The sequence below is a fragment of the Trinickia sp. EG282A genome (genome assembly GCF_040965455.1).
Classification (GTDB): Bacteria; Pseudomonadota; Gammaproteobacteria; order Burkholderiales; family Burkholderiaceae; genus Trinickia; species Trinickia symbiotica.
In genome coordinates, this window is sequence record NZ_JBFRCC010000006.1 from 164,866 (window position 1) to 186,319 (window position 21,454).

12 protein-coding genes are annotated in these 21,454 nt (G+C 64.8%); 4 read left to right on the forward strand and 8 right to left on the reverse strand.

Features of this window, described 5'->3' with window-relative positions:
* The first annotated feature begins 75 nt into the window (after positions 1–75).
* The 4 genes from tssK to tssA are packed head-to-tail and all read left to right on the forward strand — an operon-like array spanning position 76 to position 7,383.
* Complete coding sequence (tssK, locus tag AB4Y31_RS27195) at positions 76–1,443, forward strand: type VI secretion system baseplate subunit TssK (protein ID WP_368676724.1); 1,368 nt, start codon at positions 76–78, stop codon at positions 1,441–1,443.
* Positions 1,440–2,387, forward strand: a complete 948-nt coding sequence (locus AB4Y31_RS27200; RefSeq protein WP_368676725.1) for a DotU family type IV/VI secretion system protein — start codon at positions 1,440–1,442, stop codon at positions 2,385–2,387. Before tssK ends, AB4Y31_RS27200 begins: the two co-directional genes overlap by 4 nt.
* The gene (locus tag AB4Y31_RS27205; protein WP_368676726.1) at positions 2,384–6,295 is read left to right on the forward strand and encodes a type VI secretion protein IcmF/TssM N-terminal domain-containing protein; all 3,912 of its coding nucleotides are present in this window, start codon (positions 2,384–2,386) and stop codon (positions 6,293–6,295) included. Before AB4Y31_RS27200 ends, AB4Y31_RS27205 begins: the two co-directional genes overlap by 4 nt.
* Positions 6,292–7,383, forward strand: a complete 1,092-nt coding sequence (gene tssA, locus AB4Y31_RS27210; RefSeq protein ID WP_368676727.1) for a type VI secretion system protein TssA — start codon at positions 6,292–6,294, stop codon at positions 7,381–7,383. The genes AB4Y31_RS27205 and tssA overlap by 4 nt, the downstream gene beginning before the upstream one ends.
* Before the next feature lie 74 nt (positions 7,384–7,457).
* Here the strand turns inward: tssA and AB4Y31_RS27215 are convergent, their stop codons facing one another.
* The 8 genes from AB4Y31_RS27215 to bcsA form a co-directional block, all read right to left on the reverse strand.
* The gene (locus tag AB4Y31_RS27215) at positions 7,458–9,146 is read right to left on the reverse strand and encodes a fibronectin type III domain-containing protein (protein ID WP_368676728.1); all 1,689 of its coding nucleotides are present in this window, start codon (positions 9,144–9,146) and stop codon (positions 7,458–7,460) included.
* Between the two features lie 121 nt (positions 9,147–9,267).
* The gene (gene purU, locus AB4Y31_RS27220) at positions 9,268–10,137 is read right to left on the reverse strand and encodes a formyltetrahydrofolate deformylase (RefSeq protein ID WP_368676729.1); all 870 of its coding nucleotides are present in this window, start codon (positions 10,135–10,137) and stop codon (positions 9,268–9,270) included.
* Between the two features lie 317 nt (positions 10,138–10,454).
* On the reverse strand, positions 10,455–11,576 hold the full coding sequence (gene ald, locus AB4Y31_RS27225; protein ID WP_368676730.1) for an alanine dehydrogenase: 1,122 nt from the start codon (positions 11,574–11,576) through the stop codon (positions 10,455–10,457).
* 130 nt (positions 11,577–11,706) lie between these two features.
* Positions 11,707–13,023, reverse strand: coding sequence for an NRAMP family divalent metal transporter (locus AB4Y31_RS27230; RefSeq protein WP_368676731.1), 1,317 nt, complete (start codon positions 13,021–13,023; stop codon positions 11,707–11,709).
* Positions 13,024–13,102: 79 nt separating this feature from the next.
* A complete protein-coding gene (locus tag AB4Y31_RS27235) occupies positions 13,103–13,477 on the reverse strand; it encodes a sensory rhodopsin transducer (protein WP_368676732.1) in 375 nt (124 codons plus the stop codon).
* A 167-nt stretch (positions 13,478–13,644) separates the two neighbouring features.
* Positions 13,645–16,533: a cellulose synthase subunit BcsC-related outer membrane protein gene (locus AB4Y31_RS27240; protein ID WP_368676815.1), complete on the reverse strand. Its 2,889-nt coding sequence runs from the start codon at positions 16,531–16,533 to the stop codon at positions 13,645–13,647.
* A complete protein-coding gene (locus AB4Y31_RS27245; protein ID WP_368676733.1) occupies positions 16,520–18,859 on the reverse strand; it encodes a cellulose biosynthesis cyclic di-GMP-binding regulatory protein BcsB in 2,340 nt (779 codons plus the stop codon). Before AB4Y31_RS27245 ends, AB4Y31_RS27240 begins: the two co-directional genes overlap by 14 nt.
* Positions 18,856–21,375 (reverse strand): UDP-forming cellulose synthase catalytic subunit, encoded by a 2,520-nt coding sequence (gene bcsA, locus AB4Y31_RS27250; RefSeq protein ID WP_368676734.1) that lies wholly within the window; start codon positions 21,373–21,375, stop codon positions 18,856–18,858. Before bcsA ends, AB4Y31_RS27245 begins: the two co-directional genes overlap by 4 nt.
* Positions 21,376–21,454 lie beyond the last annotated feature (79 nt).

Consider the following 21,454-nt stretch of genomic DNA (forward strand, 5'->3'; position numbering starts at 1 on the left):
TGTTGCGTAGCCCGCCACGCTCGGCGGCCTGAGCACATCTCTCAATGAATGAAGCTAGCGAGCCTCGCGGCAACCATGATGCGCAATCTGTTTCCCGATCCAATCTGCTGGTTCGAAGGCATGCCTCTGCTGCCGCAACATTTTCAGACGCAGGCCCTGCATAGCGCCGGTCATGCGGCGCTGCTCGCGGGGGCGGCGCGTCCACATTTCTGGGGTGTCCTCTCGCTGGAGCAGGAGGAAGCGGGGCTCGCGGAAGGTCTCGTGCGTATCACGGCGCTAGAGGCGATTCTTGCGGACGGCCTCGTCATTCGACATACCGGCGACGATCCGGTCTTGCAGATCGACGTGCGTCAGGCGTTCAGCTCTCCTGAACAAACCGTCACAGTCTATCTGGCCGTGCCGCCGCTTTATCGCGGCGGTCAACTCGATCAGCGCGCCGCGCGCTACCGGCAGCAGGAAAGCGCCGACGTGCCCGATCTGACGGCGGGGGGCGAGCCCGCGACGCTAGTCACCTGGCGCCCGCGACTGCATTTGATGACCGATCTCGGCAATCAGGAATACGATCGATTGCCGCTGATGCGGCTAAGGCAGCAAGGCGGTGGTGTCGCGTTGAGCGAATACGTCGCGCCGTGTCCGATCGTCAAACCCGATTCCGTGCTCGGGCAGCGCATCATGCGCATGACGCTGAGAGCGAGAGAGAAATGTGTCTTTCTGACGGGACGGCTCGACGCCGCCCGCAATGCAGGTGAGCTCGACGACGCCGCGCAGATCGAGCGGCAACTGAGCGCGTTGTGGATGCGATTGCCCGAAGTGGAGGCCGCGCTTTTATCGCGTGCGGTCCATCCGTTGGATCTCTATCGGATCGTGGCCGGTATGACGGGGGCGCTCGCGAGCTTGCGGCCAGAGCGCGGCGTGCCCACGTTTGCCGCGTTCGACTATATGGAGCTGCTCGCGTCGTTCGATCCTATGCTCGAATGGATCGAGGCGGCGTTGTCGACGGTGCGCCAAGGATATCGCGTACGTCAATTCACGGAGGAAGCGGGAGGATTTTGGATCGCGCCGCCGTTCGACGCTGGCGTGGCGCAAAAGGAGCTGGTGATCGGATTGCGAATGCCGGCCGACGCGGGTGAGCGCGATGCAGGGGCGTGGCTCGAGCAGACGGTGATAGCGTCGCGCTCGCACGTACCGACGCTTGCTCGGCAGCGAATGCGCGGCCTCGCCCGGCGCCGGCTGGCGCGCGAAGAGCGGGCCACGTATAGCGCCGGCGAGGACACCGCCATGTTCGCGATCGCGCTAGAAGATGCATGGTTCGATCGCACGCAGCCGCTCGACATCGACGTGCGCGCCGGCACGACAGGCGTCGCGCCTTGGGCCGTACAGCTCTTCATGCCGGCGGATGACGCGGCCGACACCGCCGAAGGCGCGGGCGGGGGCAGGCCATGAGCGATTACGGCGCCTTGCCGGGCAGCGAGCGCACGCCGTTGGTCCGTGCCTTCGTCGCTGCTTTCGAGCATGCTATGAAAGCGCGCGCGGCGCTCGAGGATCCTGCCGGCGAGCCGCTAGTGCCGGACGCCCAGGCCGACGCGCTCGCCGAGCAGTTGACGGCTGCGGCGCGCCGCCTTGCGCGTGAGGCGATGGCTTGGACGGGCGCGGCGGGCGAGGCCGATATCGCGCTCGCCCAATATGCGTTCGTTGCGGTGCTCGACGAATTGCTGCTGTTTTCCGAATGGCCCGGCAGTGCCGCATGGGAAGCTCGGCCGCTAGAGATGCGCGTGTTTGGGACGCGCGTTGCCGGCGAGCGGCTGCCTGACGCGATCGAAACGCTCCTTGCCGAGCGCGACCCCGCGCGGCGCGACCTGGCAAACGTCTTTCTCGCCTGCCTCACCCTGGGCTTCAAGGGCCGCTTGCGCGGGACGGAGGGCGCCTTGCGGCACGATCAGTTCCGTCATGCGCTTTTTGCGTTCGCGATGCAGCGTGACGCGGAACCCGCGCATCTCGCGGCGCCACTCGGACACGTGGCAGTCGGCGCGCGTCACGCCTTGCCGCTCACCCAAATGTTTCCCGATGTGGCGCGTTTCGCGTTGCTGCTGGCAGGCGGACTGTTGGTGCTGCTCGGTGTGTCGCATCTCGTCTGGTCGATCGAGACGGCGCGCGTACGCGGGGCAGTGGAGCAGTTCGTCGCCCTGTCGCTCGTCGATAGGCATTCAGGCGGGGTGCAGGGCACGAGCGTCTCCGGCGCGGTCTTGCCGCAATTGCGAATGCCTTATCCCGTCGAGCAGCCGCGCCGCGACGCCGATTCGCACCCCGCGGTCGCCGAGGCGTCGTCGCCTGTACCAGTTGCGTCCGACATGCACATAATCGCCTCGCTGCGAGGGGAGCGGCCATGACGCTCGTCGTGGTCCTGCTCGCATTCATCGCACTGTTGGTCTGCGGGCTCGCCATCGCCGTCGCCGTGCAATGGTGGCGCCATCGCCAGGACCAAGCGCCGCTGCGCACGTTCGGTGCAGCGATTCGCGCTGCGCATGGCGTGATGGGCGTACGCGATCCCTATTCGATCCCGCGCATATTGGCGACCGGCGAGCCGGCCGCGCTCGGCGCGCTCTGTCGCGGCTGGCGCCTGACGCCCGCCGGTGAGCCGGGCTGGTTCGGACGCGTCTGGCATGACGCCGAAGGCCTGCTCGTCGTCGAGCCGCACGACATGCTCGCCGCGCCGCCCGCCGATCGCCACGCCGGCGCGTGGCGTCGCCTGTTGCGAGCGTTGCTGCGCAATCGCCCCGGACGGCCACTCGACGCGATCGTGTGGGTCGTTTCCGCCGATACGCTGGTCGACGGAGCAGGGCGGCCGCGCGACGTCGGTGCGCTGGCGCTGGAGTCTTCGCGCAAGCTCGTCGCGCTGCAACGTCAGTTCGGTCTGATGCTCCCTCTTTATGTCGTGATCAGCGGTTGCGACGCGCTGGCCGGCTTCGATGGACTCGCAGCCAGCCTGCGACGCGGATCGAAGGCCGACGTGCCGCTCGGATGGTCTTCGCCCTACGCGCCCAAGCGGCTCTACGAGGAGTCCTGGCTCGACGAAGCTTTCGCTTCGATGCGGGCCGCCCTTGCCGAAACCATCATCGAGCTTGGAACGCTCGATGGCCGCATCGATCCGGCCGTTTTTCTGCTGCCGCAACGCCTCGAGGCGCTGCATGTGCCGTTGCGCGATCGAATCGATCTGGCGTTGCGCGGTGCCGCCGACGGCACTGCGCCGCTGTTGCGCGGCATCCATTGTGTCGGCTCGGCGCCGGAGCGCGAATCAGCGGAAGACACGGCTGCATCGGAAGAGTGGGAGACCTTCGTCGACACGGCTGCTTGGAACGCGACGCCCGCGTTTTCGACAAGGCTGTGGCACGACGTGCTGTTGTCCGGCCAAGGGCTCGCGTTGCCGATTCCACGTGTGCTGGCGCTGCGGATGCGACGGTATCGCGTCGCGACTGTCGTCGCGGCCTTGCTGGCAGCGTGCTGGTGCCTCGGCATCGGAATTTCGTGGTGGCACTTGCGCGCCGACGCCCGCCAGCTCGCTGCCGCCTATGACACGCTGACGCTCGCGCGCACCACCTATCGCGAATCCGATAGAGGCGACGCGGCAACTTCACAGGTCCTCGGTACGGTCGCCAAGACATTGATGACCGTACCGCGCTGGCGCCTCGCAACGCCGCTGATGCCGCTTTCCTATCTGATGATGGAGCGCGAGCTTGGCGACGCGCAGCGGCACGTATTGCGTTCGCTCGTTTTTAAGCCGCTGCGCGATCGACTCGTCGCTCGGCTCTCGAATCTTGGGTGCGCCGCGCGCGGCGCGCCTGCGCCGGCTGCGTCGGGGGACAGTTCGCTGAGACCGCAGGACTTGCCCGAATACGTCGCGGCTTCCCGGCTTGTCGACAATGCGGCGCAAACCGAGCGGCTGATCTCCCGCTATAACGAGCTCGTGCAGGAACGCAGCGGCAACGTTGCGACGCTGGCTCTGGTGATGCGCGAGGTGGCGGGCACCAATCTCTTGCCGGAGCACGTTCCGCAGCGCACCGAGCTCGACGATGCCGTCAGCGAAACGGCTGTCGAGAATGGCGCGATTTCGTTCGCGGGCAAAGACGCCATCGATGCGCGGCAACGCGCGAGCGCCTGCTTCGAGGAAAGCTTCGACGCGTGGTTCGACCGCGTATACGCCGATTCGACACTGACGGCGAATGCGGCTCAGATCCAGGCGATGCTTGCAAATCTCCGCGCCCCTGGCGCCGTGCCTACAGACACCACGCTCGCCGCGCTCGCCGGCCGCATCGATACGCTAGCCACGCAGATCGACACTGCCGATCATGGATGGGCGAGCGCGCGCGGCAAGGAACTCGTGCCGGGGTTGAGCGCGCTGTTCGAGACCGCGCAGCATCTGCGTTTGATCGGCGATGCCCCGGTGCAAGCCGTGCAGACGCACGAGCAGGCGGAGCAGAGCGAGTTTGCCGCACGCTGGCTCGTCAATGGAAACTTGCCGGGCGTGCTGAGCGCCGCGCCTTCGAGCGGGCTGCAGCTCGCGCCCGACCTGCAGCCGTTGCGCGAGGCGTTGCGCACGCTGCTCGCGCAGCCTTTTGCCGCGTCGGACGATGCCAACGCGGCGATCCGCAATGTCGACGTGAACAGCATTCAGCGCGCGCTGGCGATGCTGCCGGCCTATCGGCAGTACGTTGCGGGGCCGCTTGCGCAGGCGCCCGATGCTTATCGAAGCGCACTGCTCTCGGCGGCGGGCAACGACACCATACAGAGCATGGTGAGCGCACTGTCGGCGCCCGCATCGCTCGTCACGCAGCGTCAGGGGAGCTCTGCCGCGGATGCCGCCGTCCAATTCGATGCCTTGCGCAAGAGTGCGCTCGACCTGATGGCAGCATTCGATTCGTTAGGCCGGGACGATTTGGCGGCGAGCGTGGCGCTGCACGTGAGCGATGCCGCATTGAACGTTCTGCGCATGGCCGAAGCGCAAGTTCAGTCGATTGCGCCGTTTCGTCCCATACGAGGCGATTTCTCTGACTGGGACGGTAGGCCCGGTGGCGCGCTGCGCGCATTTGGGGCGGCGACGCCGCAGGCCCTGCAATCGTATCTGGCGGCACAAGGGGCGGCCATTGCCGAGATGGCGGGAAGCGCGGCCAGTGCGCTCGACTGGCTGAACACGCAAAAGCAGCCGCTCGAGCCGGCCGACGCGCGCCTCGTCGGCCGCTGGAGGGCGCTGTCCGCCGATCTCGCGCAGTATCGCGCAAAGAGTCCGACTAGCGCGATGATCGCGGTGCCGGCGATCATCGCCGATCAGCTCGACAAGCTCGACATCGACAATTGCAGCGCGTCGCTCGCTCAGATCGATGTACCCGGGACCGGCGACATCGTCGCAAGCGCCGGGGTCCGTCTCGTCTCGTCGGCGCGCGAGCAGTGCTTCAGGCTGCAGATGGGCGGCGGCATGGAGGCGTATCAACAGATCCGCGGCTACTTCGCGCGCTATCTTGCCGGGCGCTTCCCGTTTGCCGCGGACGCCGGCGCGCCCGCCGCCGACCTGCAGCAGACCGTGGCATTCACGGCGTTGCTCGACAAAGATCTCGCCGCCGCGCAGCGTGGACTTGCTGCCGCGGCCGCTGTCGGGCGAGGGCATCCGAGCGACGAACGATTCATCGAACAGTTGGCGCGCGCGAAACCATGGCTCGATGCGCTTGTCGCGCGCGGGGCGGACGGGACGCTGCAAGGAATGGAAGTGAACGTCGAGTGGCGAGTCGATCGACTGGATGAGGTCGGTGCCGACCAGGTCATCGAATGGAAGCTCGCGAGCGGCGGCGATGTGCTCACCTATCCTTCGTCGGGGGCGGTGCCCGCGCGCTGGAAGCCCGGCTTGCCGGCATCGATCAGCTTGCGCTGGGCAAAGGACTCGCAGTGGCAGCCGATGATCGATGCCGGACAACCGACGCTTTCGAGCGAGGATGACGTGGCGAGATGGGGAGCCAGTGACACGTGGGCGTTGTTGCGCATCGTGCGCCTGCATCAGACGCGAGACGAAGGCGGCCCCTCGAACTTGGGTCAGCTGCCGGGCCGGATGCTATTGACCGTGCCCGTGCGAGACCGCAAAGGCGATATCCAGACTGCGAGGATGTTCATGCGTATCGGTTTTGTCGGCGCGGGGAAGATGCCGCTCGCCATGCCGGATTTGCCGGTTGCGGCGCCGGCGTTCGAGGGGCGCGGGATGCCGACCGTGACGTATCCGGTGCCGTCGACTCAAATTGAAGCGGGGCGCGGATGAAGCCGAACCTGGACATCGCGGCGCTGCTGGAGCCCGTACCGGGGAGTGCGCCATGTGGCGAGCCGCTTTTGCACGATCCCGAGTTCGACGCCATACGCGCCGCGCGCCGCGAAGACGATGCGAGTTTGCCGGCCGGCATATGGCAAACCGAATTGAAAGTGGCGAATTGGGACGAGGTTGAAACGCGTTGCCGGCGGTTGCTGTGCGAGCGTAGTAAGGACCTGACGATTGCGGCCTGGCTTGGGGAGAGTTGGCTGCATCGTTATGGGTGGGTCGCGTTGCCGCATTGTTTCGAGCTGGTTTGGGGGCTATGCGAGCGCTATTGGGACGATTTGCATCCGCTGCCTCGCGAAGGTGATTTCGGATATCGCGCCGCGCCACTTTCGTGGCTCGCGGGTGCGTACGCGGATGTTTTGTCGGTGCGGGCCGAGTTGTTCACAGGGCGCGATGGACTGCGCGTCACGCTTGCGCAATGGCAAGCGGCGCAGCGAGAAGCGCTTACCGTTGGCGCACGCAAGGATGTGCCGGCGGCAAAGCGCGAAGCGGCGGCGAACGCGGTAACAACGCTGAGCGAGGCGGCACGCTGCGCGACGCCCGATTCGATGCAAGCCAAGCAGTCGGCGCTAGCGGCTTCACGACCGTTGATCGCTAAAGTCGACGCATGGTGTACGCCTCGACTCGGAGCTGAAGCGCCAAGCTTCGCCGCCCTGACCAAAACGATGGACGAAGCAGAACTTGTACTGAGGGAGTACCTCGCCATGTATCCGAATGTTGAGCCGCCGGTGCCAGTGTCGTCGGGCGAAGTTGGCGTCAATGCGCCAGCGTCGGAGCGCGAAGGTACGCAAATTACAATGCCCGGCCTGCCGCGGAGTCGGGAAGATGCTTACCGCCAATTGGCTTCAATCGCCGAATACCTTATGCGTTATGAGCCGCATAGCCCCGTGCCGTACATGATTCAGCGCGCACTCGAGTGGGGCGGCAAGCCGTTGCCAGCATTGCTCGACGAGCTGCTTTCGAACGATGCAGCCGGAGGCAAGCCGTTGTGGGCAGCCCTTGGTTTGCTGCCGGCGGGGGAAAAGAAAAAGTGAGACGGTGCCCTCGTCGAGTACTAACCTGAACCGGTCGAAAGATGCTGTTCAGTCATCGCAACGCCCATCGCCCCTCAACCCCGACGCTTCTTCATCAACACGATCGTCTCGAACAGCGAGTATTCAGGCGTCGGCGTCTTGTCGGCGCCGACCGCATGGTAGTAACTCATCGTGATCGTCGTGTTTCCGCCGCGCTCGCCTGGATCGTGATCGAACACGGCGATCCCATATGCACTTGCGGTATCGCGTCGCGCAGACCAGATGGCGTCCTCCAGGGCGTCCGCCGGATTTCTCACATAGGTGTTCGGCGACGAGCCCGGAACGGGGCGGTTAGGTCTCGTGAAGACCTTCGCACGCGGCTTCCCGCTAGTCGGGTTCTCGGCGTAGACGTCGGAGGGCGCGCTCGTGCCGCCGCCGCCCAGGATCAAATGGATTGTGCCGTGCGTTGTGTCGAAGGTCGAGGTGTTCGGATCCGCCGGCAACACTGGGCGAGGCTGCAGCGTTTCCACCACTTCTCCAGTCACCGCATCGAAGCCTGCGCGATGATTGCAGCCGCGTACCGGATAGCTTCGCTCGTAGTCGTGGTCGTGCCCGCATAGCACAAGGTCCACGCCATAACGATCGAAAAGCGGCAGCCAGGCTTCTCGAATGCCTTTGTCGCAGCCATTGCCGTTCTTGGCCGTGGTGAGGGAATCCTGGTGCATTTGCACGACGATCCAATCGATATCCTCGTCCGCCGCCGCTTTACGCAACGTTTTTTCGAGCCAGCGCGTTTGCTCGCCGTTGCTGTATCCGCGAACGTAGAACGACGTGCCAGGTTCGATGGGCTGCTCGCCGGTGGCTGGAGCGGGCACGAGCGGGTCGGGACCCGCGACGAAAGCACCCGCATCCTGGTAGACGACATCATCCGCGTCGAGCGAAACGAACAACACTGAGCTCACGCGGAAGCTGTACCAGCGTCCCGAAAACGCCGTACCGTTGTCGGGCAGCATGTAGCGCGTCAGATACGACTCGAAGCCTTGGGCCCCGTTGTTGAACTCGATCTCGTGGTTACCAGGGCACGGCATCCACGGTCGATTGGCCGCCGACGCTTGATTGTTGTTGCCGAAGTCGCGCCATACTTCCGGCTGATGTTGCGGGTTCAGGTTCGCGTAGCAAAGATCGCCGTTCAACAAATGAAAGAGCGGCGCGAACTGCTCGACGGCCTGCACCGCAAACCGGCTTTGCGGCGACGACAGGACCCATGCGGTGTTTGGCGTCGCGAGGTCGCCGTAGCTCGTCCAGCGAAACGGCGCTCGGCCGTGCGGAGCGGTCTGAAAGCTGGCGCTGAAGGGCGTGGCCGCGTTACTGTCGTTGTCGGCGCTCACAGCGTATTCGTAGCGCGTGCCGGGCTTCAGATAACGCACGCGGACGTGGTACGTGAAGACCGTCTCGCCGTTCAACCCATCGGTATAAATGCGCTGAATCGCGGGAATCGAGCGAGCTTTGGTCTCGTCTGCCCCGCGCACGCGCGCGCAGGGATTGATGGCTTGCGTAGCGGAAGCCCAGGAGATGACGACTTCCGTGCAGGGGTCGTCGCCCCAGGTCAAGTGGACCTGCTCGGGGGTGCCATCCGGGCTTGACGGACCGGCGTTGCTCGGTGACGGGAACGTCCCTGCCGCCGTCGCAAGCCCGGAAGCGCCCGCGAGCTTCAGAAAGTCGCGGCGGGATAGGGTATGGATGCAGTCGCCGAGCTGCTTGCCGAGATATTTCTCTTGCGCCATGTCGAGAATCCTCCGTTGGGAGGGGATTCTCGCAAGCGTTCTTGTAACTGAGATGACAATGCGCGCGCCTGCAATATTTTTGCGTCAACGGTGAGGCGCAAGAGCCAGCGGCTTGGTTCGGCTACTGGAAGACGACCGTGCGATCACCGTTCAGGAACACCCGCCGCTCGATGAAGGCCTTGACCGCGCGGGCGAGCGTGATGCACTCGACGTCCCTCCCAACCGCAAGCAGTTGTTCCGGCCGGTAAGCATGATCGACGCGCTCGACGACTTGCTCGATGATCGGCCCCTCGTCGAGATCGTCGGTCACGAAGTGCGCGGTTGCGCCGATCAGCTTCACGCCGCGGGCGTGCGCTTGATGATACGGTTTTGCGCCCTTGAAACCGGGAAGGAACGAATGGTGAATATTGATCGCGCGGTTAGCGAGCATCGCGCTCGTCTCGGGCGACAGCACTTGCATGTAGCGGGCGAGGATCAGCAGCTCAGCACCGCTCGACTCGAACAGGTCGAGCCACTTCGCTTCCTGCTGCGCCTTCGTCTCCGGTGTGATCGGGAAATGGTGGAACGGCAAATCGTGCTGTTCGGCGAGGGCTCGGAAATCGGGGTGATTCGACACAATGCCGACGATTTCCATCTTCAGCTCGCCCATTCTCCAGCGGAAAAGCAAGTCCGCGAGGCAGTGTTCGAGCTTGGACACCATGATGAGCACCTTCGGACGCGCATTGACGTCGTGGATCGCCCACTGCATCTCGAAGCCGGCGGCGATTGGCGCGAATTCTTCGCGCAGCGCATCGATGCTCAGCGCTGTCCCGTCGGTCGGATGAAACATACAGCGAACAAAGAAGCGGTTGCTCAAATCGTCGTCGAATACGGTCAACGCGTCGACGTAACAGTGATGCCGGTCGAGAAAGCCGACAACGGCCGCGACCTGCCCGGCGGCGCTCGGGCACGACAGCGTCAGGACGAATTGGTCGGGGCGTTGAGCAGTCATCTTGTTCCTCTGGTCTCGATAGGCGGTTTCGTGGCGCGCGCCCGCTGGGCGGAGCGCGATGCACAAGTTAATCAGCCCAGCAGAGGAACGGATAGAACCGACCCGTCGTATCGCAGGAACCAGCGCGCCAGGAGCGATGGCCAAGCACCTCGGCACTCGCTGAAACAGCGATCCAAGTATCGGTATTCGGCGCAGTGGCCATTCGCGAGCGCGGGCGGGCTGCTTACGCGGGCGACTTCGACTTTGCGACGCCTCTTTCTGCGGCGAGTGAGCCGATTTTCCGCTGGCGTAAAGGGCAGTCCGGCGGAAAGACCGAGCTACTTATCTGCCAGCAGAGTTTCCGCCGCGACATGCGGGTATCCCAAGTCGCGCGCCACGGCTTCGTGCGTCACATTACCTTGGCAGACATTAAGCCCTCGGCGAAGGTGTATGTCGTCCCGCATCGCATGCTTCCAACCCTTTTCCGCGAGGGCGATCGCGTGCCCGATCGTTGCGTTGTTCAATGCGAAAGTCGAAGTACGCGCTACGGCGCCGGGCATGTTCGCCACGCAGTAGTGCACGATACCGTCGACGACATACACCGGCTGCGCGTGCGTGGTGGGGTGTGAAGTCTCGAAGCAGCCGCCTTGATCGATCGCCACGTCGACCATGACTGCACCTTTCTTCATGTGCGCCACATGCTCCCGCGTGACGAGCTTAGGAGCGGCGGCGCCGGGGACGAGCACGCCGCCGATGACAACGTCCGCGTCGAGCACGGCTTCTTCGATGCTGTGCGCGTTGGAATAAGCGGTATTGATGCGATTGCCGAATACCAGATCCAATTGGCGCAGGCGATCGACGCTCTTATCCAGCACAGTCACGCGCGCCCCGAGGCCGATGGCCATCTGCAACGCGTTAGTGCCGACCACGCCGGCGCCGATGACGACGACATGCCCTGGCGAGACGCCCGGCACGCCGCCCAACAGTACGCCGCGCCCACCGTGCGCGATCTCGAGATAGTGCGCGCCGGCCTGCACGGCCATGCGTCCAGCAACCTCGCTCATTGGCGCGAGTAGGGGCAAGCCACCGCTGGGACCCGTGATGGTCTCATAGGCGATGCACACGGCACGCGAATCGACCAGGGCCTTCGTCTGCGCTGGGTCCGGCGCGAGGTGGAGATAGGTGTAAAGGATCTGCTCGGGGCGCAGCATGCGGCATTCGTCAGGCTGTGGCTCTTTGACTTTGACGATCATGTCTGCCCGCGCGAAGACTTCCTCGGCTTGGGCGACGAGGTGTGCGCCCACGCAGCGGTATTGCTCGTCGCTGAGCCCGATCGCTTCGCCAGCGCCGGCCTGCACGAGCACATCGTGTCCACGGGAAGTCAGCTCTCTTACGCTCGCGGGCGTAAGCCCAACACGGTATTCATGATTCTTGATTTCTTTAGGCACGCCGACACGCATGGTTTGCTCCCAAAGTTACACTCTTTCGAGACCGATGGATGAAGCTCCCCGATCATCTGCGGAAAGCGCGCTTCCCATAGTCGGCGAACCCACTAATCTCTATAACGATGCCAATTCAGATCATGCCGATTCAGATCACCTCGAGCACGAAGTGCGCGGTCAGCGCGCCGCTCGTCACCAGCGTTGCTAACCAGGATAGCGCGCGCAGCAACCAGTGCATGCTCAGGTCGCCGATCGCCGCGCGTTTTGTGCTCAGCAGCAAAAGCAGAATCAGAACCGGGGCAACGGTCAGACCGTTGAGCAAGGCGCTCCAATAGAGCAGCTTCACGAAATTCAATTGCAGCAAAGCGAGCGATACCCCGGACAATGCGCAAAGCGTTGTCAATCCTGCCTGCGTGAAGGCGATACGCCTGTCCCTTTCTTGCCCGCGCTGCCAACGGAACATGCTCGCCGCCGCATTGGCAGCGGAGCCAGTGAGCGGCGGCAAAGCCAGCAACGCGGTCCCAATCAGAGCGAGGCCGAGGACCTGGGGTGCCGATCCATGCAGCAGCGGCTCGAGCACGCGGGCGACATCGTCGGCGGTATCGAGCCGGCTCCCCGCGACATGGAGTGTCGCCGACGCCGCAAGCATGATGAAAAAGCCGACGGCATTCGATAGTGCGGTTCGTACGAACGTTTGCGCACGAACGCGGCGAAGATGGCGCTCGGTCCTATCTTCATCGCCGCTCGAATTGTCCTTCGGTCTTCGATCCGCGAGTTCTTCGATTTCCTGCTCAGCTTGCGCAAAGAGCAGATATGGACTGATCGTCGTGCCGAGCACGGCAAGCAAAATCGAGAAGTACTCCTCAGTGAAGCTCACGCGAGGAATCAGCGCATGCCACGCGACCGCGCTCCACGGCACATGCAGCGTAAACAGGACGCCCACATAGCTGAACATCCCCAATGTCAGCCATTTGACTACGTTAGCGTAGCGGGCGTACGGAACTTTCCACTGAAGCGCGATGGAGCCGGCGCCGAGCAACAACGTGAACAACGGCACGGATCCGTTCCACAGCAAGCGAGCGGCGAACCCCATCGCCACCATATCGGCTGCAATATTGACGGTATTGGCGACCAGAAAACGCGCGACGGCAACGTAAAACCAGAGCGGAGCGTAGTGCTCGCGCATGTTCGTCGTCAGCCCTTTGCCGGTAATCGCAGCCACACGCGATGCAATGAGTTGCAGCGCGACCATCGATGGGTATGACAGAACGCATACCCAGAGCATGTCGTAGCCGAACTGCGTGCCCGCGAGCGAATACGTCACGATTCCGCCCGGATCGTTGTCGGCGCCGGCTGTTGCCAAACCCGGCCCAGTATCGGCAGCCCAGCTGTGAGCGACCCGGCCGCTCGCGGACTTGTTGTTGCGGCGCGGTGACGGGCTGCGTTTACCGACGTTCGAATTCACTCGAGCCTGCCAATCGGAAGCTGGGATGATCGAAAGTCAGTGCATGAATCGTTCCCCGCGTCGCCAAAGCTGCGAAGCGTCAATCGGTCCCAAAGGCGATCGTGGAAAGAAGCGCGAGCTCCGCTTGCCGGGAATCGAGCCGTGTGTGCTGCACGATGACGGGCACATTCGACTCGAGCACGGCGGAGTACTCCGTTCCGGTTGGGATTCGTTCTGGATCGCTCAAGTCGTTGAAACGCATATGGAGCGTGCGTCTTGCGGGCACGGTGAGCCGGTACGGGCCCGCCGGATCGCGATCCTTGAAGAAAATCGTGACCTCGACTTGTGCGTCGAGCTCACCCGCGTTCAGGATGCAGGCCGCCTCGTGGCTCTCGAGCTCTCGACTATCTCCTGTGCCATAGGGCGGCAAATAGCCCTCGGCAATTGCCCATCTTGTCTTTCCGATCGGCTGCATCGCTCCTCCTTTGCACGGGATCCGCGTTGTAACTTGCGGCAACAGCGGCAATGAAGCAACGCCCATGCCAAGCGCATAATGCGAGTCAATGCTTGGGGCCGTGAGCGATCATCGACGAATCATCCCGGTCCGCTTCGTCCATGCAGATATGCAGCGACGCGGCGCAGTTATCGGGTGTCGTCGAGTTGCAGGTAGAAATCGCGCGTGTTGCGCGGGAGGTCGCGGCTGAAGACGGCGGCGCGCGATGCGAAGAAGTAGCGCACGAACGCGAGCGCGGCAAACTGCTTATCCCGGCCCGGCGTGATGTTCACGTCCGCGAGCGCGCCGGCCTGCCATCGCGGCGAGAGTTTTACTACGGCCGAGAGTTGAGCGTGCGTGTAGATGCCGTGATCATGGCCGCCGGGGCAGGTGAAGTTGCTCGCGTCCGTAACGATGGACTGGTTCGACCCGGGCAAACTGAGGATCGCATTGCTGAGGCCGGCGTTCAGCCCCAGCGGAAAACACAGCTGGGCGTGCTGAAGCGTGTTGTTCCAGCCCGCCTCGAGATTGCCCTGATACTGCCATCGGCGTCCTTCATTCGACAGCCATTGCAACGCGAGGCCGGTGCTGACCGATGACTGCGGGCTGTAATACCCCCCTTGGCCCCAGCTATAGAAATTTTCGTTGCGCCTGTACGAGAGATAGTGCGCTGCGGGGCCGGCGCTGAAGTAATCGAAGCCCGGCAACTGAAAGTCGTAGCTGCCCGATAGATCCGCGGAGATGCCTTCGTTGCCGACGACGTTCATGCCCGTCAGCCACTGGGCTTCAGTCGACGCACTGATGTTCCAGCGCGGCGCTACTTGCCAGCGGGCCTGCGCGCCCGCTGCGGCGCGGCGCACGGCGCCCCATTTGTCGCCGCCGACCTCGGCAGGAAGGGTCATCCCGCGCCATGAAAGCAGCGAGTCGCGAACGGGCGTGAGGCCTCCATACATCGACCACATGCCCCAGGTCGTTTGCTGGCTGATGCTTCCGAACGTATTCGGCTGAAAACCCGATGGTGCTCCCTGCGTCGCGCCCAGCGACAGATTCAGCTTGAACCGTGGCAATGTGCCAATGCGTATGGAGTCCGACACCATCGCCTGCAATTCTTCTGCGCGCGCGGAGCCGCCGAGCATCCAACCGCGCACGGCGTCGTTGAGCGCGGTTCGTTTGTCATCCAGCACCAGTGCATCGAGTTGTTGTAGCGAACCCGGCACCGTCTGATCGAGTGAAGTCGTCCCCGCGCTCAAAAAAAGCTGCCTATACCGTAGCTCATACTCTGTGGCGTTGTGAATCCACTCGCCGCGCAGCTCGGACGCGATCGTATCGAGCCGCCCCTGCCCCGATGCGCCGACGTGATCGCCCCACGTCATGCCACCGGCAACGGATGCCGCATCGATACCGGTCAAGTCGGCTGGCAAATAGCGCGTGATCCGTTGCGCTTCCACAGGGCCGGCGAGCGCGTCACGCAACCCGGTCTGCGACGCCACAAACTGCTTGCGGTAATAGAGCTGCTGTGCATCGAGCGCATCGAGGTACGCAGCGACGCGACCCTCGCCGTCCGCTTTCGCCGCCGGACCCATGTTGGCTGAGCCGGCAGGCGCGTCGTCCCAATCACGCGGCACCTTGCGTTCTTTCATTGCGTGCAAGGCAAGCGCGAGCCCTTCGGCCATATCGTCGTCGTGATCCTGCTCGTACCTCGTGCGGAACGCCGCGGCGGCCTGCGCATACTTGCCCATCGCATAGAGAGCCCAGCCACGCAGCGCGGCGCTCTGCGCAGCGGGCAGTCCTTCGCTCGTTGCCCGATCGAGCCACTGCAGGCTCTCGCGGTAGTGGTGCTGCTCATACGCGGCATTCGCTTGTGCAAGCGCGAGTTGCGCACGCGCCCTGTGTGCGCGCGGTTCGGCGCGCAGTGCCGGCTGCTCGAGCAACGCCTGTGCTGAGTCGTAAGCGCGCGCTTCGATACGCGTTTGCGCGAGCCCGAGCGTCGCGTCGACATCGTCGGGCGTGTACACGAGGGCTGTCGTAAACCAGTCATCCGCTTCAGCAACACGATGCTGTGCAAGCGCGATCCAGCCGGCCAGCGTCGCAGCGGGTCCATCGCGATACGCGCGAATGGACGGTGCCAGCGCCGCTAGTTGCTGTGCCGCGCCGGCGCTGTCCGGCGCTTCGGCGCCGAGCTTCGCGACCGCGCGCTGATAGCGCAGGCGCCGGAAGGCCGCTTCGTTATCGCCGTCGCGCTGGCCCTGCGCCGCTTCGAGTTCGATCAGCGCGTCCGCCTGCGCGGCCGGCAGCGTCTGCTCGGCGCGGTACAGCGTCGCGATCCGGTTGGCGTCCGGCTTGCAGTTCGGAATAACCGTACGGTACAGCGGGGCGATCTCGTCGGCGTGACCGGTACGCGCGAACAGGTCAGCTGCCTTCCAGACCCGGTCGATATGCGCGCAACCGAACTCATCCGGTGCCCGCGCGATCATCAAACGCAGCGCACCCGGTTCGCCGCCGTTCAGCGCCGCCGCGATATCGGCTTCCTGCTGCAGTCGCGCGCGCTCTCCGACGAGCGAGCGCGACGGTTTCCACGACGGGACATCCCGCGCGAGCGCTGCCGCTCTGCGGTCGAATTCGGCCAGCCGCTTCTCGTGCAGCAGTCGCCAGAGCGGACGCTCGTCGGCGCTCGGCGCGGCAGGAGCGTTGGTACCGCCGGCGGTTACCGCGGACGCAGCCTCGTTGCCGGCGGTCGCGCGCGTAGCAGACGCGGGCGCGGATGCCGGAGCCGGCAGCAAGTTCCGCTGCTCCGTCTGCACGATGCTCGCCGGCGCGGCCGCGTTGGCGGCGCGTTCCAGGCTGCGCTGCGGCTGCCGTGTCGCCTGGGTCGTTGCCGTGCTGCTCGCGCTGGCGCCCGCGGGCGCCGCATCATGTCGCTCGAGGCCGATCAGATTGTCCTGTGCGCCCCAGGCCCACTGCGATAGCGCCACGCATCCCCAGACTGCGTACTGCCCCGTGCGACGAGCAACACGCGATTTGCGCCTATTGCCCCGCATCACGGTGACGGTTCCGGTGATGGCGTTGCAGCAACAGCGCCGTCGAGGCGGCGAACACGGCAACCAGCAGCACGAGCGCGGCATAGCCGAGCCATGGGTGGCGCGACAGCGTGAAGCCGAGCCAGTCCCACGCGCCGAGCGTGCCCGTTTCGTAGGTACTGCCAATCTGCGCGGTCCACAGGCTGGGCTGGTCGAACGTCAGCAGCGCGATGTCGCCGTCCAGATTGTTCCAGTAGCCGGGCTCGACGAGCCGCGTCACGCCCTGCAGCAGCTCGGCCGCACTCGCGGCCGTCAGCACGGTGAGGGCGGCGCCAGGCTTGACGCGATACTGCATGACGAGCAGTTGCTGCGACAGCGGCGTCGTACCGTGCAACGTTACGTCGGCCGGCGCTGCGGTCTGCGCGGACGCGTTGACGAAGCCTCCCCAGTGGCGCGAGAGCCAGTTGCCCGCACGCTCGTTGAGCGGCATGTCGGTGGTGGCTGGGGCCGCGGCCGCAATGCGCACGCTGCGCCCCGGCGACCACGGTGCATTCGCGAGTTGGGCCGCAGGCAACGCACCAGCCGCGCCGACGAGGACGGTATTCCGTCCGGGCAGCGGCTCGCCGAAGGTGATTTGTGCTGCGGTGAGCGGCGTCATTTGCCGTTGTGCGAGCTTGCCGACGAGCGCCCACGCGGCGGCGATGCTACTGTCGTCGTGCGAAGCGATCTGCACGGCGAGCTCTGAGCCGTCCGCACGGGCGGTGTACGGAAAGCCGCTGTCGGCGAAGCGCTTGAGGTCGGGCAGCGTCGTGAAGTGCGACGCGGGCGGCAGCGTCAGCGTCGAGTCGTCGAACACCGTCAACGCGAGGTTGTCCGTCTGTCGCAGTGCGCACCGGTCGGTGATGAGCGGCACCAAGTCGGGCCGCAGCGACAGCGTGTTCGGCCCCGAGCGGAAGCTTCGCAGCGGGATGGCCACGCGGTAGTGCCGCATCACGGCGCCGCGCGGCTGGTCGAGGGCGATCACCTGTTCGAAACGCCCATTCAGAAAGAGGTTGAGCACCGAGTCTTCGCGCATCTTCGCGCCTTCGGTGAAGTTGAAGTCGAGCACCACCTGCGCATCTTCGGGCGCGTAGATGTCGGCCGGCAACACGACGTCGATGTCTGCGCGCTCGCTCCGGCGCAGCGTGCGGCTCCTGAAGCCGAGCTCGCGTAATGTGTGCGGCTGCGTTCCTGACACGACCCGCCCGGCCGACCACGGCGGCAATGCGGCTTCGTCGAGCGACTCGATGGTGAGCTCGCTACGCTGGGGCAGTGGCAGTCCGGGGTGCGCAAACGCGCGCGCGGCACGGTTGACCTCTTCGTCGTTCCGACCGCTTGCGATCAGCATGAACCGGCGCGGATCGTCCGGCCGCGGATAGATGCCGAGAAAGGCGCCATCGATATGCGCCGTGGTCTGCGCGTCGAGATAGCCGCGCAACGCGTCGCGTGTGCCGACCAGCAGCAGATCGGAGCCAGCGAGCGGCGCGAGCGCGAGCCCCGGCACAACGCCGCCGCCCGTGCCGGGCTTCGCCTCGAACACGCGCGGTGCGCCGGCCAGATAGCGCAGCCGGAGTGCGACGCCCTGCGCGAGCAGGCCGCCGGTGGCGAGCTGAAGATCACTTTGGGGCTTCGTGGCCGTGACGATTGCGATTGAACGCGGCGACGCCTGCCGCGGATCGATCAGGTCGCCGAGGTCGGCCAGCTTCGGCGCGAGCGGCCTCAATTCCGCCTGCATCCGCAGGGTCGACGCGGTCGTGTCGATCTCGGTCCAAAGCTCGGGCGCATCCGGGTCCTCGCAGTTTTCGGTCGAATGCTGGGCGACTGCGAAGGTCAGCGCGTTGTAGCCGGCGCGCAGCAACTCGGTCGGGATGCGGATGTCGGCAGTCGTCTCCGGCTGCCGCGACGACAGCTGCAGCTGCGCAATGGTCCTGTCGTTCACGCGCACAGCGAGTTGCGAGCGGTCGGTGAGTAGCGACACCGAATTGGACACGACGAGGTGCAGCGCGGCTTCCCGCAGCGTTTCTCGGGCCGACAGCGGCACGCTGATCGAACCCGACGCTGCTGTGCCCGCGAGCCGCAACGGGCCGGACAGATTGCCGAGTGTCGCTAGCGAAACGTTGATGGCCGCTGCAGTGGGTGTGTTGGTTGGGGGTTTCGCTTCCGGCGTCGCGGCGGCGGGGCGGGCCTGCGCGGGTGCGGCCGCGATGCGCTCGGCACGTTCGGCGGCTAGCGCCGCGCCGGCCGATAGCAGCGCGAGCGTGCAGCACATCGTGCGGAACGCGGCGCGGGAAATCAGCGAAACACTCATGAGTCTGCCTGTCTGATGAAGCGGAGGGAACGGGTGAGGCCGAATGCGAGGCGCGACGCCAGCGCGGCGTACCGGAGCATGCCGCCAAAGAAAACGCGGTAGTGGCCAAATGCGTGCACCGTGCCGAGGCTCACGATGATGCCGAGGCTGCGGAGGATGCCGACGCGGCGGTTGCGGCTTTCCCGGAACGCGCGCCAGCGGCCGCTGTCGCCGAACACGAGGGCGACCTGCTCCGACATCCCGGCCACGCTGGTGTCCGCGAACTGCGCGCCGACCGTGAGTGCGCCATCCGTGGCGGCGAATGTGTTGCGCACCACGAGCGAGATGCGGCTCACGCGGCCGACCGCCGGGTTGAATAATTCCAGCGTCGCGGTGCCGTTGCGCGGCACGCGCGTTTCTTCGGCTGCGGGGATGACCAGCTTGAGGCCGCCCGCCGACAGATCGACCACGCGGCAGGCGAGGGGCGATGCGGCCTCGGTCTCGCAGGCTTTATCAGCGGACGCGGGCGGCACATGCAGCATCGCGTCGAGACTGGCCGGCACGCGGGGCACGGCTCGCCGTTGCTTGCGCTCGTACAGCACGCCGAGGCACGCATTCAGCAGGATCAGGTTCAGGCCGCTCCAGCCGAGCGCGGCGATGATTACGTCGCGGTGAGGCGCGCCGTGCAGCAGCTTCCAGATGCCGAAGGCGGTGCCAATCAGCACGAACGCGTAGACGATATAGAACGGCCCGGCCAGCGCTGAAATGGTGTCTTCGTCGATCCGCTCGCCTTTGGGCGTCACGTTGAAGCCGGGCGCGCGGGGATGCCGCATCACGGAGACAATCGCGCGCAGCGAGAATATCGACTGCAGCAGCTCATACACTTCGGAGATCAGTGTCCAGCGGTAGCGGCCGAACAGGAAGTCGGACGTGAGGATTGCCGCGATCATCTGCGGCAGGCCGTACGCGAAAAATTGCGGAATCGTTGCGTTATAGAACTGCAGCCCGAACACCAGGTACATGATGGGCGCAAAGACGAACACGAGACGCGCGTAACAGAAGAACCAGAAAAACGCGTTCGAGAAGTAGCATAACCGCTGTGGGAGCGAGAGTCCCGCCAGCCGCAGCGGATTGCGCAACAGGAAAAGCTGGATCATTCCCTGCGCCCAGCGCACGCGCTGCACAATGAAGCTCGCAAACGTCTCGGGCTGCAGGCCGGAGACCAGCGCCTCGCTCACGTAAGCACTGTGGTAGCCGAGCGCATGCAACGTGAGTGCCGTCTCCGCATCTTCAGTGATCGACGTGCCCGAGATCCCGCCGATCTCCTCGAGGCACCGGCGTCTGAGCACTGCCGCCGACCCGCAGAAAAACGACGCGTTCCAGAAGTCGAGCCCGCGCTGTACGACCGAATAGAACATTTCGTTCTCGGGCGGCATCTTGCCGAACATGCCGAGGTTCTTTTCGAGCGGGTCGGGATTGATGAAGAAGTGCGGCGTTTGCACCAGATACAGCTTCTCATCGCGCTGAAAATAGCCGACGGTCTTTTCCAGGAAGTCGGCGGTGGGCACGTGGTCCGCGTCGAAAATCGCGATCAGGTCGCCGTCGGTGCGCGTGAGCGCGGCATTGATGTTGCCGGCCTTCGCGTGCTCGTTGCGCTCGCGCGCGAGGTAAATGCCGCCGTGGCGCTCGACCATCGCCCGCATCGCGTCGGCCCGCGCCCGCGCCTCCGCCGCTTTAGCCGCGTCCGGCTGCGTAAGCTTTTGCTGCGTGCCGCCGTCGTCCAGCAAATAGACGTTCAGCAGCCCGCACGGATAGCGCATATCGAGCGCCGCGCGTAGCGTGACTTCGAGCAACTCGGGCGGCTCGTTGTAAGTCGGAATGAAGACGTCGACGCGCGGCAGCGCGCCCGGCATACGGATCAGCGGCGCGGCTGTGCGCTGCAGCGGGCGGCTATTGACGAAGAGGCCGAGCAGGGCCACCACGATGCCATACAGCTCGGCGCCGTACAGCAGCAGCATGAAGATGAAGTCGGGCAGGCCGTTGTAGCCGAGCGTCGACGTGGTGCGCCAGTACAGGTAGCGGAAGGTCAGGAAACCCGAGCACAGCAGGAAGAAGAGGCGGCTGCGCTCGAGGCTGGATGTGTGCCGCAGCACGATCATCCCGCCAAGCACGGAAAACGAAAGGCAGAACTGCGCAGTGAGGTCGAGCTTGACGGCGACGAGCACGAGGATGGCTAGAAGCGAGCTTCCCCACGCCGCGGCGGCCGCCCAGGCAGGCACGCGCAGGCACTGAGTCTGTGCGTGCGCGGGGGCGGCGTGTCTGGAGGCCTCCCCTTCGTTTTGTTTACCGGGGCTCCACCACCTGCCAACAGCCGCCCTGAATGTCTTTTCCATGACTGGTATCGACAACCCTTGCTTTGCTTCGCCAGACAACAAAACAAAAGGATATTCGGGGATTCCAAGTGGCAATCGTTCAAGCTCAAGCCATTTGCTTCGCCATTTTGCTGATTCGTCGCACTTCCATTTGCCGAACTTCAATGGTTGGGACCGCGGATATCGTCAGGCGAATAGAAGTATAGGTGCGTGATTCGATCTGGCAAATAATTTTCGGTCAGAG

Coding starts and splice junctions, on each gene's coding strand:
- tssK (WP_368676724.1), top strand. CDS start 76: ATGATGCGCAATCTGTTTCCCGATCCAATCTGCTGGTTCGAAGGCATG.
- AB4Y31_RS27200 (WP_368676725.1), top strand. CDS start 1,440: ATGAGCGATTACGGCGCCTTGCCGGGCAGCGAGCGCACGCCGTTGGTC.
- AB4Y31_RS27205 (WP_368676726.1), top strand. CDS start 2,384: ATGACGCTCGTCGTGGTCCTGCTCGCATTCATCGCACTGTTGGTCTGC.
- tssA (WP_368676727.1), top strand. CDS start 6,292: ATGAAGCCGAACCTGGACATCGCGGCGCTGCTGGAGCCCGTACCGGGG.
- AB4Y31_RS27215 (WP_368676728.1), bottom strand. CDS start 9,146: ATGGCGCAAGAGAAATATCTCGGCAAGCAGCTCGGCGACTGCATCCAT.
- purU (WP_368676729.1), bottom strand. CDS start 10,137: ATGACTGCTCAACGCCCCGACCAATTCGTCCTGACGCTGTCGTGCCCG.
- ald (WP_368676730.1), bottom strand. CDS start 11,576: ATGCGTGTCGGCGTGCCTAAAGAAATCAAGAATCATGAATACCGTGTT.
- AB4Y31_RS27235 (WP_368676732.1), bottom strand. CDS start 13,477: ATGCAGCCGATCGGAAAGACAAGATGGGCAATTGCCGAGGGCTATTTG.
- AB4Y31_RS27240 (WP_368676815.1), bottom strand. CDS start 16,533: ATGCGGGGCAATAGGCGCAAATCGCGTGTTGCTCGTCGCACGGGGCAG.
- AB4Y31_RS27245 (WP_368676733.1), bottom strand. CDS start 18,859: ATGAGTGTTTCGCTGATTTCCCGCGCCGCGTTCCGCACGATGTGCTGC.